The organism is Aeromonas sp. QDB30 (genome assembly GCF_027707645.1).
GTDB lineage: Bacteria > Pseudomonadota > Gammaproteobacteria > Enterobacterales > Aeromonadaceae > Aeromonas > Aeromonas caviae.
This window is the reverse complement of record NZ_JAPCIY010000006.1, coordinates 1-13739: the sequence shown is the minus strand read 5'-3', so window position 1 is coordinate 13739 and position 13739 is coordinate 1. Positions and strand designations below refer to the sequence as shown.

At 62.6% G+C, this 13739-nt stretch carries 14 protein-coding genes; 7 read left to right on the top strand and 7 right to left on the bottom strand.

Annotated elements, in window-relative coordinates:
• Positions 1–322: 322 nt before the first annotated feature.
• Positions 323–1357, bottom strand: coding sequence for a class 1 fructose-bisphosphatase (fbp, locus tag PG896_RS02955; RefSeq protein ID WP_029314452.1), 1035 nt, complete (start codon positions 1355–1357; stop codon positions 323–325).
• Positions 1345–1587 carry a hypothetical protein gene (locus tag PG896_RS02950; protein ID WP_182976605.1) on the bottom strand — a complete coding sequence of 81 codons (243 nt, stop codon included), beginning with the start codon at positions 1585–1587 and terminating at the stop codon, positions 1345–1347. The genes fbp and PG896_RS02950 overlap by 13 nt, the downstream gene beginning before the upstream one ends.
• 143 nt (positions 1588–1730) lie before the next feature.
• Between PG896_RS02950 and PG896_RS02945 the strand changes: the two genes are divergently transcribed.
• Positions 1731–3347 (top strand): peptide ABC transporter substrate-binding protein, encoded by a 1617-nt coding sequence (locus tag PG896_RS02945; RefSeq protein ID WP_045524768.1) that lies wholly within the window; start codon positions 1731–1733, stop codon positions 3345–3347.
• A 50-nt stretch (positions 3348–3397) separates the two neighbouring features.
• On the opposite strand, the gene PG896_RS02940 is transcribed toward PG896_RS02945, so the two are convergent.
• The 3 genes from PG896_RS02940 to sixA form a co-directional block, all read right to left on the bottom strand.
• Complete coding sequence (locus PG896_RS02940; RefSeq protein WP_039039040.1) at positions 3398–4318, bottom strand: DMT family transporter; 921 nt, start codon at positions 4316–4318, stop codon at positions 3398–3400.
• Positions 4319–4503: 185 nt separating this feature from the next.
• Entirely contained in the window at positions 4504–4710 is a 207-nt protein-coding gene (locus tag PG896_RS02935) for a DUF1107 domain-containing protein (protein WP_005324080.1), read from the bottom strand.
• A 133-nt stretch (positions 4711–4843) separates the two neighbouring features.
• The gene (sixA, locus tag PG896_RS02930) at positions 4844–5311 is read right to left on the bottom strand and encodes a phosphohistidine phosphatase SixA (RefSeq protein ID WP_270835360.1); all 468 of its coding nucleotides are present in this window, start codon (positions 5309–5311) and stop codon (positions 4844–4846) included.
• A 162-nt stretch (positions 5312–5473) separates the two neighbouring features.
• On the opposite strand from sixA, the gene PG896_RS02925 reads away from it, so the two are divergent.
• Complete coding sequence (locus tag PG896_RS02925) at positions 5474–8248, top strand: insulinase family protein (protein ID WP_042016091.1); 2775 nt, start codon at positions 5474–5476, stop codon at positions 8246–8248.
• 284 nt (positions 8249–8532) lie between these two features.
• On the opposite strand, the gene PG896_RS02920 is transcribed toward PG896_RS02925, so the two are convergent.
• Both PG896_RS02920 and PG896_RS02915 read right to left on the bottom strand, forming a co-directional pair.
• Positions 8533–9180: a thiopurine S-methyltransferase gene (locus tag PG896_RS02920; protein ID WP_171864779.1), complete on the bottom strand. Its 648-nt coding sequence runs from the start codon at positions 9178–9180 to the stop codon at positions 8533–8535.
• A 110-nt stretch (positions 9181–9290) separates the two neighbouring features.
• Complete coding sequence (locus tag PG896_RS02915) at positions 9291–10661, bottom strand: leucine-rich repeat-containing protein kinase family protein (protein ID WP_266139685.1); 1371 nt, start codon at positions 10659–10661, stop codon at positions 9291–9293.
• Positions 10662–10920: 259 nt separating this feature from the next.
• Here PG896_RS02915 and PG896_RS02910 point away from each other — a divergent pair, with 259 nt between their 5' ends.
• The 5 genes from PG896_RS02910 (at position 10921) to PG896_RS02885 (ending at position 13569) form a co-directional block, all read left to right on the top strand.
• Entirely contained in the window at positions 10921–11451 is a 531-nt protein-coding gene (locus tag PG896_RS02910) for a MarR family winged helix-turn-helix transcriptional regulator (protein WP_160838928.1), read from the top strand.
• A complete protein-coding gene (locus tag PG896_RS02905; protein ID WP_234888661.1) occupies positions 11448–11837 on the top strand; it encodes a hypothetical protein in 390 nt (129 codons plus the stop codon). The genes PG896_RS02910 and PG896_RS02905 overlap by 4 nt, the downstream gene beginning before the upstream one ends.
• Positions 11838–11849: 12 nt before the next feature.
• A complete protein-coding gene (locus PG896_RS02900; protein WP_234888662.1) occupies positions 11850–12230 on the top strand; it encodes a hypothetical protein in 381 nt (126 codons plus the stop codon).
• On the top strand, positions 12227–12598 hold the full coding sequence (locus PG896_RS02895; protein WP_160838930.1) for a DUF6616 family protein: 372 nt from the start codon (positions 12227–12229) through the stop codon (positions 12596–12598). The genes PG896_RS02900 and PG896_RS02895 overlap by 4 nt, the downstream gene beginning before the upstream one ends.
• Before the next feature lie 419 nt (positions 12599–13017).
• Positions 13018–13569 carry a methylated-DNA--[protein]-cysteine S-methyltransferase gene (locus PG896_RS02885; protein ID WP_234924928.1) on the top strand — a complete coding sequence of 184 codons (552 nt, stop codon included), beginning with the start codon at positions 13018–13020 and terminating at the stop codon, positions 13567–13569.
• Positions 13570–13739 lie beyond the last annotated feature (170 nt).

The following is a 13739-nucleotide window of genomic DNA, read 5'->3' as shown; positions in this document are numbered from 1 at the left end:
GTGGGGATGATTGTGGGCAACACACGGGCTCAATGCGCCTCGATAGCCCCGCAGATGGCCCGTGCCGTATTTATCCCGCCCAGGTATCCAGACCAGATATCCCGCCGAGGTATCCCGGCAAGGGGGCCACCAGCCATTGCACCGCAACAGCCGAAGCGTCGCGTCAGTCCGTTAGCTCGTCAACCGCCAGTCCGTCAGTCCGTCAGTCCGTCAGTCCAGTCCAGTCCAGTCCGTCAGCATATCAACCTGGCTACACCCGCCTGCACGCCAATAAAAACGGGAGCCTTGACGGCTCCCGTGACGAAGGGACGCTGGCCCGGGCTCAGCCCTGGTTGGCCGGATCCTCGTGGGCGGAGAACTCCCGCATGAAGGCCTCGGCCCGCTCCACCATCCTGGTGGACCCGACGAAGTAGGGGGTGCGCTGGTGCAGAGCGGTAGGCTGGATGTCCATGATGCGGCCAAAGCCATCGGACGCCTTGCCACCGGCCTGCTCCACCAGGAAGGCCATGGGGTTGCACTCATAGAGCAGGCGCAGCTTGCCGTTCGGGGAGTTGGTGCCGGACGGGTAGATGTAGATGCCCCCCTTGAGCAGGTTGCGGTGGAAATCCGACACCAGGGAACCGATGTAGCGGGAGGTATAGGGCCTGTGAGTCGCCTCGTCACGCTCCTGGCAGTATTTCAGGTACTTCTTCACCCCGTCCGGGAACTTGATGTAGTTGCCCTCGTTGATGGAGTAGATCTTGCCCTCCTCCGGAATGCGGATGTTCTCGTGGGAGAGGCAGAAGCAGCCGATGGAGGGGTCATAGGTGAAGCCGTTGACCCCAAAGCCGGTGGTGTAGACCAGCATGGTGGAGGAGCCGTAGACCACGTAGCCCGCCGCGACCTGACGGTGACCCGGCTGCAGGAAGTCCTCCAGAGTGACCCCGGCGCCCGGTTTGCTGACCCGGCGGTAGATGGAGAAGATGGTCCCGACCGAGACGTTGACGTCGATGTTGGAGGAGCCGTCGAGGGGGTCTATCAGCACCACGTACTTGGAGTGACGAGAGAGCTCGGAATCGAAGGAGACGAAGTCCTCCTCCTCCTCAGAGGCCATGCCGCACACCTCGCCACGGGCCTCCAGCGCCGCCTTGAAGCGCTCGTTGGCATAGACGTCCAGCTTCTGCTGCACCTCGCCCTGCACGTTTTCGGCGCCGATGGAACCGATGATGTCCGCCAGACCCGCCTTGTTGATCTCCCGGTTCACCACCTTGGCGGCCAGGCGGATGGAGCTGAGCAAGGAGGTCAGCTCGCCGGTCGCGGTCGGGTAGTCCGCCTGCTTTTTGACGATGAACTCGCCCATGGTGATCATGTTTCGCATTCTTGTTCCTTTAAGATCGTTTCCGTTGGCCGTTGAAAACGTTTGCAAGTGTCGGCAAAAAAAGTGCCGATCCCCGGCAGCGTTGTTTTGTAACCCAATGTAACGCCTATTTTTTGTTTTTGCAGCGAATTAAGCCGTTCTTTAAATCGCCAGAAAACCGCGCCACCACGGGCTTTCGCCGTGAAACAAGGGTGCCATCCGGCATCTTTTGGGGGGTTAATTCGTGACAAGAATGCATCCGGGCCGACGCGGCGGCCCGCCTTGCTCCCCCTGGCGCCCGGCAATGTTGCGCCAGAGGCTCCCCTCTTGAGATCTGCCCCCCAATCCCGCACACTGGCTGCGCTTTGGAAGCAAAAAAACATAAGGATATTCAATGAAAAAGTCGCTTATCGCCGGGGCGGTTGCCGCTCTGCTCACCCTCCCCGTCCTCGCCGCCCAGGTGCCTGAAGGCACCCAGCTTCTGCCAGCCACCCAGCAAGTGTTCGTGCGCAACATCGGCACCGAGCCTGCCTCCATCGATCCCCAGATGGTGGAAGAGAGCGCGGGCAGCGACGTCGTCAACGATCTGTTCGAGGGGCTCTATACCCTGGATGGCAACGGCAAGCTGCAGGCGGCGGGCGCCCTTGGCTACGAGCTCGATGCCACGGGCACCGTCTACACCTTCAAGCTCAGACCCGATGCCAAATGGTCCAACGGCGAGCCGGTGACGGCGGCGGACTACGTCTATGGCTGGCAGCGGGCGGCGGACCCCAAGAACGCCTCCAACTACGCCTGGTTCATCGAGCTGACCGGCGTCGCCAATGCCAGCGACGTGGTGCAGGGCAAGCAGAGCCCGGATGCCCTGGGGATCAAGGCGCTCGATGACTACACCCTGCAGATCACCCTGAAAAACCCGGTCCCCTTCTTCCTCAAGACCCTCTCCCACTACACCACCTTCCCGGCGCCCAAGGCCACCATCGAGAAGTTCGGTCATGAGTGGGTCAAACCGGCCAACATCGTCTCCAACGGCGCCTTCGCCCTCAAGGAGTGGACCCCGAACGAGCGCCTCATCGCCGAGCGCAACCCCCACTACTGGGACAACGAGCACACCGTGCTGAACAAGGTGATCTATCTGGAGATCGTCTCCGATACCGCGGCCTACAACCGCTATCGTGCGAGCGAGCTGCACTACACCACCTATCCCCTGGAGCAGTATCAGCAGATCAAGCGCCAGAGCCCGGAGGAGCTGGTGAGCGCCCCCATGCTCGCCACCTACTACTACGTGTTCAACACCCAGCGCAAACCCTTTGACGACGTCAGGGTGCGCAAGGCACTCTCTCTTGCCATCGACCGGGACACCATCACGGAGAAGATCCTGGGACAGGGGCAGCTCTCCGCCTTCAGCCTGACCCCGCCGAGCGTGGACGGCTTCGAGCTCAAACGCCCCGCCAGCGAGCTGATGAGCAAGGAAGAGCGCATCAAGCAGGCCAAGGCGCTGCTTGGCGAGGCGGGTTACGGCCCTGACAAGCCGCTGACGGTGGACATCCTCTACAACACCAACGAGGGGCACAAGAAGATAGCGCTCGCCATCTCCTCCATGTGGAAGCACAACCTGGGGGTCAAGGCGGAGCTCAACAACATGGAGTGGAAGACCATGGTGTCGGCCCTGAACGAGGGTGACTTCGGGGTGAGCCGCTACTCCTGGAACGGAGACTACAACGATGCCTCCACCTTCCTCGACATCATGACCTCCAGCAGCAGCGCCAACAGCGGCAAGTGGTTCAACAAGGAGTACGACGCCCTCCTGGCCAAGGCCCATGACGCCAAGGACCCCGCCGAGCGCAACCGCCTCTATCAGCAGGCCGAGGTGCTGATCGACGAGGAGGCCCCCATCGCTCCTGTCTACTTCTACGTGAAATCACGGCTGCTCAAACCCAACGTCAAGGGCTACCCCTACCAGAACCCGCAAGACCTGGTCTATGCCAAGGATCTCTATCTGACGGCGCAGTGACGCTGGGCACCGAACCAAAAAGACCGCCTCGAGGGCGGTCTTTTTTTATCCTACTTTTCCTGACAGCCCGCCACCGCGAGCCGGGCGCGTCTTCGCACCGTCACGGGCCTCACCAGCAACTGCGCCAGCAGCACCCCCATCAGGGTCATGCCGCCACCGATGAGGTGATAGCTGGTGAGCCGCTCCCCGAGCCAGCTGATGGCAAGGGCGGCCGTCATCACCGGCAACAGGTTCATGAAGATGGCGGTGCGGCTCGCCCCGAGCAGGGCAATGCCCTGCATCCAGAGCCAGGGCGAGAGGGCCGAGGTCGGGATCCCCGCATAGAGGATGAGCCAGAGGGCGCTGCCATCGGGCCAGTGCCCGTCCACCAGCAGATAGAAGGGGGTGAGGAACAGGAGGCTGCACAGCACCTGACCGTAGAGCATGGACCAGTTGTCCAGCCCCAGATCCCAGCGCTTGAGCAGCACGCTGTAGAGCGCATAGGTGGCCGCCGAGAGCAGCATGTAGACGGAACCGATATGGATGCCCTGGGTCAGCAGCCGGGCCGGATCCCCCTGCCCCAACAAAATCGCCAGCCCCAGAATGGAGATGGCGCCTCCCAGCAGCGCCCCCCAGGTGGGCCGCTCGCGCAGCAACCAGATGCTGAGCAGCACCGTCATCAAGGGGGTCAGTCCCATCATCAGGCCAATCTCGGTGGCCCCTAGGGTCTGGGCCGCGTAATAGCCAAAGGTCTGGTTCAAGACCATGCCGAGCAGGGCCAGCACCGCCAGCTTCGAGAAACCGGCCCGCAGCTTGCGGCGCTCGCGCCAGGCCCGGTGAGCCAGAAACGGGGTCAGCACCAGGGCCGCCACCATCCAGCGCGACCAGGCGAGCGCCGCAGGAGACAACACCCCGACCGCCAGCTTGCTGACGATGCCATTGCCGGCCCAGATGGCCATGCAGGAGAAGGGAAACAGGAAGGCAAGGGGCATTGCGATATCCAGAATAAAAAGGCGGGTATTGCGCGCGAGTATAGAGAGGCAATCAGGATAAGCAAGCCTGCCAACGCAGGAAGAAGCGCCATGACGCGAACGGTTGGCACCGCGCCCAGGCGCCATCAACAATCATGCCCGCACAGGGGCGGGCATGAGGGGGACCAGGGTCAGCCTGAGGCGCCTCAGGCGGCATCCATGTGGAGCCTTGAAATCAGTTCATTGACCTCGAGCACCGTCTGGCGATGGGGAATGTCGGCTTGCAATGGCATCATCAGCAAGCCCGACTGGAAATCGAAGCGCCCCCTGCCGTGGATGTAAATCCGCCCCTTGAAGAAGGTTTTGACATGTTTTGCCACCATCAGTGGCAGGTACTTCTTGAACACTCTCATCGTTTGCAACCTCTTGAAGTTGTATCCGTATGACAGCAGCTTATGCGAAATAATTCCGTTAAATTTATATAAAAAACCGGAAAATTCGACTCTCTCTTCCCCAAAAAACCAAACTGTAACTTATTATTAACTTTTACCGTATTGTATGCGGTCCTTCCAGCCAGAGCAAGACTCCTTTGCCATCTTGCCAGTCGATGCAGGCCAGCCCGGACGTCGCGAACATGGGGGCCCCTGCCGCCGGGCAGAGACTCTGGACCAGATACCCCACCAGCGGCAGGTGGCTGACCATCAGGATGTTGTCATGCTCCGCCGCCAGCTCCGTGAGGTAGCTCGCCACGAAAGCCGGGTCCCCATAGGGGGTGATGTCGCCGCTCTCCTCGACCTTGAGGGCCTTGGGCAACTCGGGGGCGATGGCCTGCCAGGTCTGTCTGGCACGCAGGTAGTTGCTGTGGATCACCAGGTTCAGGGAGCCTGCCAATTGGGGAGCCAGCCAGCCAGCCATGTGGATGGACTCTTCGATGCCTTGCTCGGTCAGTGGACGCTGTTCATCAGTCTTTGCGTTCATGCCAGCCTGGCCATGACGCATGATGTAGATTTTCATTACAACCTCGCCCAGGGGGCCTGTTTAAATAGCGGGGGAATCTTACCCCGCCATGCCGGGGGAAACAATTGCGCCACCTCTCAGAAAAGGGTTTGCCTCGCAAGATAGCGGGGTCGATAATCATGTTTAAATTCAAATAAATTCACCGCGAGCCCCTCCCCAATGAGCCCATATGCCAGTCCCAATGACCATCGGCGGTATCACTATCTGGAGCTGGCAAACCGGCTCAGGGTCTTGCTGATCTGTGATCCCGAGACCGACAAATCCGCCGCCTCCCTGGCGGTGAATACCGGCCACTTCGACGATCCTGCGGATCGCCAGGGCATGGCCCATTTCCTCGAGCATATGCTGTTTCTCGGTACCCGCACCTACCCCAAACCCGGTGAGTACCAGCAATTCATGAGCCGTCACGGGGGCAGCAACAACGCCTGGACCGGCACCGAGTTCACCAACTTCTTCTTCGACATCGACAACGGCTTCTTCGAGGCGGGGCTCGACCGGTTCTCCCAGTTCTTCATCTGCCCCACCTTTGCACCGGAGTGGGTCGACAAGGAGCGCAACGCGGTGGACTCCGAGTACCGCCTCAAGCTGCAGGACGATGTGCGCCGCAGCTACCAGGTGCACAAGGAGACGGTCAATCCGGACCACCCCTTCTCCAAATTCTCGGTGGGCAACCTCGACACTCTGGCGGATCTCCCCGGCCGGGATCTGCGCTCGGACCTCATTGCGTTCTACGAAACCCACTACAGTGCGGATCGCATGGCGCTGGTCATGCTTTCACCGGCACCCATCGAGACCCAGCTGGCCTGGTGTGATCGCTTCTTTGGTGCCATTCCGGATCGCCGCCTCGGCCCTCCGGTACTGAGCCATCCTCTCTATCGGCTCGATGATCTCGGCATTCGCATCCAGCTGACCCCGGTCAAGGAGACCCGCAAGCTGGCGCTGACCTTCCCGCTGCCGTGCGTGGATGAGTATTACGACAAAAAACCCCTCACCTTCCTGAGCCACCTCATCGGCTATGAGGGGGAAGGCAGCCTGCTCTCCCTGCTCAAGGGGCGGGGCTGGGTCAATCAGCTCGCCGCCGGCGGCGGCATCAGCGGCGCCAACTTCAAGGACTTTGGCGTGAGCTTTGGCCTCACCCCCCTTGGGCTTGAGCATGTGGACGAGATCATCGCCGCCCTGTTTGGCTATCTGAAGCTCATCGAGCGGGGTGGGGTGCAGGCCTGGCGCTATGAGGAGAAGCGCAGCGTGCTGGAATCCGCCTTCCGCTTCCAGGAGCGGGGACGGGCCCTCGACACCGTCTCCGGCCTCGTGCTCAACCTGTTCAGCTATGGGCCGGACGATCTGCTCTACGGCGACTACATGATGCGCGAGTTCGATGAGCCGCTGATCCGGCGCTTCCTCGCCAAGCTGACGCCCCACAATCTGCGGGTGACCATCCAGGCCCCGGAAGTGAGCACGGATCGCCTCGCCCGCTGGTACCAGACCCCCTACAGCGTCCAGAGCATCAGCGAGGCCGAGAAGATCCGCTGGCAGCAGAGTGAACCGGATCCCGCCCTGCACCTGCCGGCGCCCAACCCCTTCATCAGCACCCGCCTCGACGCCCGTCTGCCGGCACTGCCCGCCGACATGCCGTCCTGCCTCATCGACAGGCCCGGTTTTCGGCTCTGGCACCTGCACGAGCATCAGTTCAGCGTGCCCAAGGGCAGCCTTTACATCTCCGTCGACAGCGAACATGCGGTCAAGAGCCCGCGTCACATCGCCATGGCGCGTCTGGCCGTGGAACTGCTCACGGATCACCTCAACGCCCTTACCTACCCGGCGGAGCTCGCGGGCCTTGGCTACCAGATTTATGCCCATCAGGGGGGCTTTACCATCAACCTCAGCGGCTTTGCCGACAAGCAACCGCTGCTGCTCGACATGATCCTCGGCAACCGCACCCTGGGGTATCCGGATCCGGCCCGCTTTAGCGAGATCAAGGAGCAGCTTATCCGCAACTGGGAGAACCAGTCCAAGACCCGCCCCATCTCCCAGTTGTTCAACCAGCTCACCAGTTTGCTGCAACCCAACAACCCGCCCTTCGAGCAGCTGTTGCGCCACCTGCGCACCGTTGAACTCGGGGAGATGCCCGGCTTCGTCTCCGAGCTCTTTGCCAGGGTGCATCTGGAGGCCCTGGTACACGGAGACTGGACGGCCGCCGAGGCCCTCGAACTCGCGGCCCTGCTGGAGCGCCACCTCGGTGCCAACAGCCAGCCCAGCGCCGAGACCCGCCGCCCCCTCATCTCCATCCAGGACAGAGGCACCCTCATTCGCGAACAGGGGTGCGATCACGAGGACTCGGCGCTGCTGGTCTACTACCAGTCGCGCACCACCCGGGCGCGGGATCTCGCCTGCTTCACCCTGGCCAACCACATCATGTCATCCACCTTCTTCCACGAGCTGCGCACCCGCCAGCAGCTCGGTTACGTGGTGGGAGCCGGCAACCTGCCCCTCAACCGCCATCCCGGTCTCATCTTCTATATCCAGTCGCCGGTAGCGGGGCCGCAGATCCTGCTGGATGCGGTGGAGGAGTTCATCGATCTCTTCCCGCTCGCCATGCTGGAGTTCACCGAGCAGCAGTGGCAGGAGAGCAAGGCGGGGTTGCAGGCCCAGCTCAGCGAGCGGGATGCCAACCTGCGCAGCCGCGGCCAGCGGCTCTGGGTCAGCATCGGCAACAAGGATCTGGGTTTTGATCAGCGCGAACGGGTACGCGAGGAGGTGGGCAGGCTCAGCCGTGCCGATCTGGTGCGCTTCATCACCCAGCTGAGATCCCGTACCTCGGATCGCCTCATCCTCTGCAGCTATGGCCTGGGCCACGAGCACGACGAGCGGATCACCGGCCAGTTTGTCGACGATCCCAGGGCATTTCGGCTCAACGCCGCCACCTTTGAAGGCTGACCTCCCCTGTTGGCAACGCGCAGACAATAAAAAGCCGACCCCGTGGGGTCGGCTGGAAAAACCATAATCAATTGCGACCAGAGCCGCCAAAAGTGAACATGAGCGTGAAAATCAGACACTGGGTTGATGTTCGACCGGCGTTCAAACCAGAGCTCACCGGTCGGCACCAGCAGTGATTGAGAAACAGCCTCATCTTAGGCATTTCCCTGATTTTCCACGTTGATCTATGTCAAAGGAGGTAAAACAAGCGCCACTTCCCTCGTTGGCAGCGGCCTCGCGCCCTCTCAGCCCCGGCGGATCAGCCGGTAAGCTACCTCGTCGAAATAGAAGAGCTGCCCCGAGAGCACCCTGGGGTGATCCAGCTCCGCCCCCCGGCCCAGCACCTCGACACCAAAGTCGCGCTCAAACAGGGTGCGCACCTCCATCTCCCCCACCGAGAACGGCGGCTGTTGCTGCTGCTCGGGCTGATACTCGAGGGTCACCAGCAACACCTGCCCCCCCGCCTCCACCAGGCGGCTCATCAGGGCGGCATACTGGCGGCGCATGGCGCCCGGCAAGGCGATGAGGGCCGCCCTGTCATAGACCAGGCGATAACGCTGACCAAGCTCCGGAGCGGCGAAGAAGTCCCCCTGATAGATGCGCAGATCCTCGTGCCGGTGGCACTGATAGGGACCCACCTCGCTTCTCTCTGCACTCAGGTTGTTCTCGTCAAAAAACTGGGTAATGGCGAGCTCGGAGAGCTCGAAGCCATCCACCGGATGCCCCTGCTCACGCAGCCAGAGCATGTCCCGGGACTTGCCGCAAAGGGGCACCAGCACGGGGTTGCTCCCTTGCTGGGCCGACCACCAGGATTGCAGCCAGCGGTTGAAATCTGCCTGATGAAAGCCAATCCGGTTCTCTTTCCACTTCTGGTGCCAAAATGCCGCTTCCATCATCTTCCTCTCGTCATCTGCAATGGTGCATCACTATCACAACTTCACCGAAGTGGCGCAAGCCCCATGATCCCGCCCCAGTGCACGAGAAAGCCCACGATGGGCAGGCCTCAGGCCACGACCCCAGGCAGGCTTGTCGCCATCGCTGCCAGCCGGGTCAGGATCTGCGCGAAGGTGGGTCGCCGGGAAGGCACCTCAAAGCCGCACTCCCCGGCCAGTCGATGAAGGGGGTCAAGGTCGGCGTCCCCCCCATCACAGCGCGCCAGCAGCTCGGCCAGCAGGCAGCCAAAGGCCCGCACTTCCAGGCGCTCGAGCCGCCCGGCCAGCACCTCATCGGCACGGTCGTAACAGGAGGCGGCACCAAAGTCACCGAGCAGCACCCGGCCCGGCGCCTCCTGCGACGAGTGAGGCATCGCGGGCTGCAAGGAGTACAGCAGGTTGTGTGCGTAGAGATCGCCGTGGAGGATGCCCCGCTCGTGCAGGTGCCGGGCGGCCGCAGCCACCCCCTGCACCATGGCCATCACCTGGGCCGGGGTGAAGTTCAGATCCGCCCCATAGACATCCCGGGTGCAGGAGTCCAGGCTCGGGGGGCCCGCCAGGGTGGCGAAGGCCGGGTCTATCAGGGGCATCACCAGTGCCGGGATGCCGGAGGGATGATCGCTCACTCTCCCCATCACACCGACCAGGTTTGGATGACGACCGGCGGCCAGGGACGCAGTCATCTCGCTCAGGGGCAAGCCATCGCTGGTGACGGCCCCCTTGAAGAGCTTGACCGCCACCGCCCCGGGCCCTTCGGCCCTCGCCCACTCGGCGCGATAAATGACGCCGGATGCTCCCTCCCCGAGCACATCCCCCAGTGAGATCGCCTGCCAGGGGATCTCGGTAGTGAACTCCGATGTGCCGTTCAGACACGCCTGCTCATCACAGAAAAGGTTGCCCGCAAAGGCCAGCCAGGACAGACGCGGCATCGAGGGCAGCCAGCTCGGAAGCGCTGGCAGGCGGTTGGCGGCGATGCGCAAAAGCTCCAAACGGTGACAACCGGCAAGCGTCTTGGGAAGCTCATGTAGCCGGTTTCCCGAAAGCATCAGCTTTTGCAGGGCGTCGCACTGCCCCAGCTCGTCCGGCAGTCGTTCAATGGCATTGTCGGTCAGGATCAGCCAGCGCAATCTGGCGGGCAGGGAGGTGGCCGGGACGGTCGCGATGCGGTTGGCCTTGAAGCCCACCATGGTGAGCGCAGGGCAGCGCCCCAGCACCTCGGGTAGTTCGGTGAAGTTGTTCTCGGAGCAGAAGAGGATGCGCAGCTTCTTGCATTCGGCCAGCGCGTCAGGCAACTCGCTCAGCTGGTTGCCGGTGAGATCCAGCACCTCCAGGGTCTCCTTGAGGCTCAGGATCTCGGGAGGGAACACCGCGAGGTTTTCAGCAAGTTTGAGGTGGCGGGCGCCGCAGAGTTCGCCTGCGCGAAGCTGTTCCAGGGTATGCATGGGATCGTCTCTATCAACATTCGGGCTTGCGGTGGCTCACTGCGGGCACTCCCCCCAGACCACAAAGGAGGGGCATTATAGGGAATGACGGCCAAAGATGGCCGATTTTCTTGCAACGCCTTCTCTTGCAAAGGCCCCCCATCGCCACACTCCCGCTCTCCGTTGCCATGAACCATCCCGGTCGCGTGCTTGGGTGGTTGAACATTTGATTGGCACCATATAGTATGGCGCCATATAAAGTCATTCGAGACTCACTATCATGATCACGCTGGAACAGAAACACCTCGCCCTGCTCGAAGATGCAGAGTGCCGCGGACACGCGGACACCCAAAACATACGCGTCTGCTTTGAGGTGTTGACCCTCGCCGCTGCCATCGATCAGGCGTGCGCGGCGCGCCTGGCCCCTCACCGCCTATCCGAAGGCAAGTTCGTGCTGCTGTTTTTGCTGCGCGACCTGCCACAAGGGCTGGCCCCCCACGAGCTTGCCGACAAGGCGGGGGTCACACGGGCCACCATCACCGGCCTGCTCGACGGGCTGCAACGGGACGGCCTGCTGGCTCGCCACAGCGACAGCCAGGACAGGCGAAAGATCTCGGTGCGCCTGACAGAGCAGGGCCAGGCCTTGGCGCAGCACCTGCTCGATGAGCACAGCCAGTGGATAGGCTCCCTGTTTGCCGGGTTCGATCAGGCAGAGCGGGAAACCCTGAGCGCCCTGCTCAAGCGAGCCTGGCTCAATGTCATCTCATCCCGGGCAGGCTGCACTGAGGACGCCACAGAGGAGCACCCATGACACGCAGCCGCATCACGGATATCACCCCCTCACGCCTCGCCCAGCTCAACCGGGGAGAGGCTGAGGCAAGCAACCTGACCGAATGCCTGGCGGTGGATTTTGCCCCCCTGATGCAGTGTACCCTGCCTTCGCTCGGGCCCCAGGCGCTGGCGTCGATGCACGCCGCATCCGGGGAGGGCATTACCCGGCGCATGGCGCTGGCCGCCAGGCTGCTCCTGACCGAGAGCGGCACGAGGGATCTTGCGGCGCTCAGCCGTCATCCCTCCGATACCGTGCGGGGCTGGGCCTGTTTCATGGTGGGGGCGAGCGAGGGGCTGTCGCTCAGCGACCGCCTGGCCCTCATTCGTCCCCTCGCCGATGACCCGCACTTTGGGGTGCGCGAGTGAGCCTGGATCGCAATGCGAACGACCATTGCTGCGCAGCTCGAGGCGGCCATTGCCGCCCTGGTGCCCTGGACGGCGGAGCCGTCCGAGCGACTGCGACGCTTTGCCAGCGAAGCAACCCGGCCCCGCGGCGTCTGGTGTACCCATCTTGCGTCCCTGCGACAAGCACCGGAGCAGGCCCTGATGCTGCTCGAGCCCCTCAGGGCCGATCCCGCCCCTTATGTGCAGGACTCCGTCGCCAACTGGCTGAACGATGCGAGCAAAGACAGGCCACAGTGGGTCACTGACCTCTGCGCGCGCTGGTCTCGCGAAAGCCCCAGCCCCGCGACAACCCGGATTTGTCAACGCGCCTTGCGCACCTTGCGCAAGGGCCAACTCCCGAAGGAACCCCTATGACCCACTATCTGGCAGAGCTCTACACCCCCACTCCCGCCTGGCTGTCATTGAGCCAGACGGCCCGTCAGCAGTTCTTCGAGGCCATTGGCACAAGCATGGCCAACCTCGCCGCCCTCGGGGTGGAGCCCATCGCCCTGGGCGAGACCGATGCTGCCACCCTCCATGGTGCGCCCCACCCCTTCTTCGCCATCTGGCGCGGGCCGGATGCCGCGGCCATCGAGGCCCTCGTCCAGGGGATAGCCGCATCGGGCTGGCACGACTACTTCGAGACGGTCAACGCCACCGGCGCCGGGGTCTCTCTGGGCGAGCACCTTGCACAGTTGGCCGCCCTGCCCTGCGCCGCCACATCCAGCCCCGCCCTGGCCTGATAACCCCTAAAAGAGGGTTATCCCACCAGGCCTTGCGTCAGTGCCGCCGACACCGGTGGCACTGTTTTCCATGCCCTGCCCTTGCAAACCCAGGTCACCACCACCTGGGAAAGCGGCGCCACAGCCCCGCTCCCTTCCCACTTCCTTCCCACTCCCTTCAAAAAACGCTGATATCTCCCGATGCCGTGATGGCCCATCACCGATGGCACAAGTGAGCAAGATCCGGGTCGTCGTGACGAAGGTTCGCCGCCATATTGCTTTCAAACCAACAGTGCTTTCGACCCCCCAAAGCTTTGAACCAAAGGAGGGTTGAACCAAAGGAGGTTTGAACCAGGAGGGGGTTGAACCCATCCACTTGTCTGCCAACCCTGCATGAGCATCACCACCCGGCGCCATGCACATCACGCGAGGGAACTGTCATGTCATTACTGTCCAACAAGGTCGCCATCATCACGGGCGCCAGCTCCGGTATCGGCCGCGCCAGCGCCATCCTGTTTGCAAGGGAGGGGGCCAGCGTCGTCCTGGCCCCGCGGGGGGTGTGCAACTTCTCGTTTCTCGATGACCAGGCCCCACAAACGCCGCTGAGTGCCCTCGCCCAGCGTTGGCCTGAGGCAGAACTGCGAGAAGCGCCATCACGCACCCAGGGGGTCATCCACACCATGTTCGATGGCAGCAAGACACCGGACCGCCCCCTCTCCTTGCACGTGAGTGGCACCAACTTTCAGATCAGCGTCTGGCGGGCGCTGCTGCAGATCCCGCCCGCCAAGGTGGTGAGCTACGCCCAGGTGGCGAGCGCCGTCGGCAATCCCAAGGCCGCCCGCGCCGTGGGGCTGGCGGTGGGCGCCAACCCCATCGCCTTGATGATCCCCTGCCACCGGGTTATCCAGCAAAACGGCAAACTCGGCGGCTATCACTGGGGCGAGACCCGCAAACAGGCGATACACGCCTGGGAAGCGGCGAGGTATGAGTGAGCTCTGCCTTTTATGCTCTCCTGATAGGAGGAAAAACAGGGCTGTTGGTTGTGAGTCAGCAGACTATCAAACCATGCCGGACCAGCATGCCGTGTAAGTATTCACCGGAACAGTATTGACACAGGAAAAATGAGACGATCGTCTCTTGATCCCACTTTCCTGCTTGCTTG

Bases quoted from the DNA above. Each gene is read 5' to 3' on its own strand.
- fbp (WP_029314452.1), bottom strand. From the start codon at position 1,357: ATGCGAAACATGATCACCATGGGCGAGTTCATCGTCAAAAAGCAGGCG.
- PG896_RS02945 (WP_045524768.1), top strand. From the start codon at position 1,731: ATGAAAAAGTCGCTTATCGCCGGGGCGGTTGCCGCTCTGCTCACCCTC.
- PG896_RS02900 (WP_234888662.1), top strand. From the start codon at position 11,850: ATGCGAACGACCATTGCTGCGCAGCTCGAGGCGGCCATTGCCGCCCTG.
- sixA (WP_270835360.1), bottom strand. From the start codon at position 5,311: ATGAAAATCTACATCATGCGTCATGGCCAGGCTGGCATGAACGCAAAG.
- PG896_RS02895 (WP_160838930.1), top strand. From the start codon at position 12,227: ATGACCCACTATCTGGCAGAGCTCTACACCCCCACTCCCGCCTGGCTG.
- PG896_RS02905 (WP_234888661.1), top strand. From the start codon at position 11,448: ATGACACGCAGCCGCATCACGGATATCACCCCCTCACGCCTCGCCCAG.
- PG896_RS02910 (WP_160838928.1), top strand. From the start codon at position 10,921: ATGATCACGCTGGAACAGAAACACCTCGCCCTGCTCGAAGATGCAGAG.
- PG896_RS02935 (WP_005324080.1), bottom strand. From the start codon at position 4,710: ATGAGAGTGTTCAAGAAGTACCTGCCACTGATGGTGGCAAAACATGTC.
- PG896_RS02940 (WP_039039040.1), bottom strand. From the start codon at position 4,318: ATGCCCCTTGCCTTCCTGTTTCCCTTCTCCTGCATGGCCATCTGGGCC.
- PG896_RS02885 (WP_234924928.1), top strand. From the start codon at position 13,018: ATGTCATTACTGTCCAACAAGGTCGCCATCATCACGGGCGCCAGCTCC.
- PG896_RS02915 (WP_266139685.1), bottom strand. From the start codon at position 10,661: ATGCATACCCTGGAACAGCTTCGCGCAGGCGAACTCTGCGGCGCCCGC.
- PG896_RS02920 (WP_171864779.1), bottom strand. From the start codon at position 9,180: ATGGAAGCGGCATTTTGGCACCAGAAGTGGAAAGAGAACCGGATTGGC.
- PG896_RS02925 (WP_042016091.1), top strand. From the start codon at position 5,474: ATGAGCCCATATGCCAGTCCCAATGACCATCGGCGGTATCACTATCTG.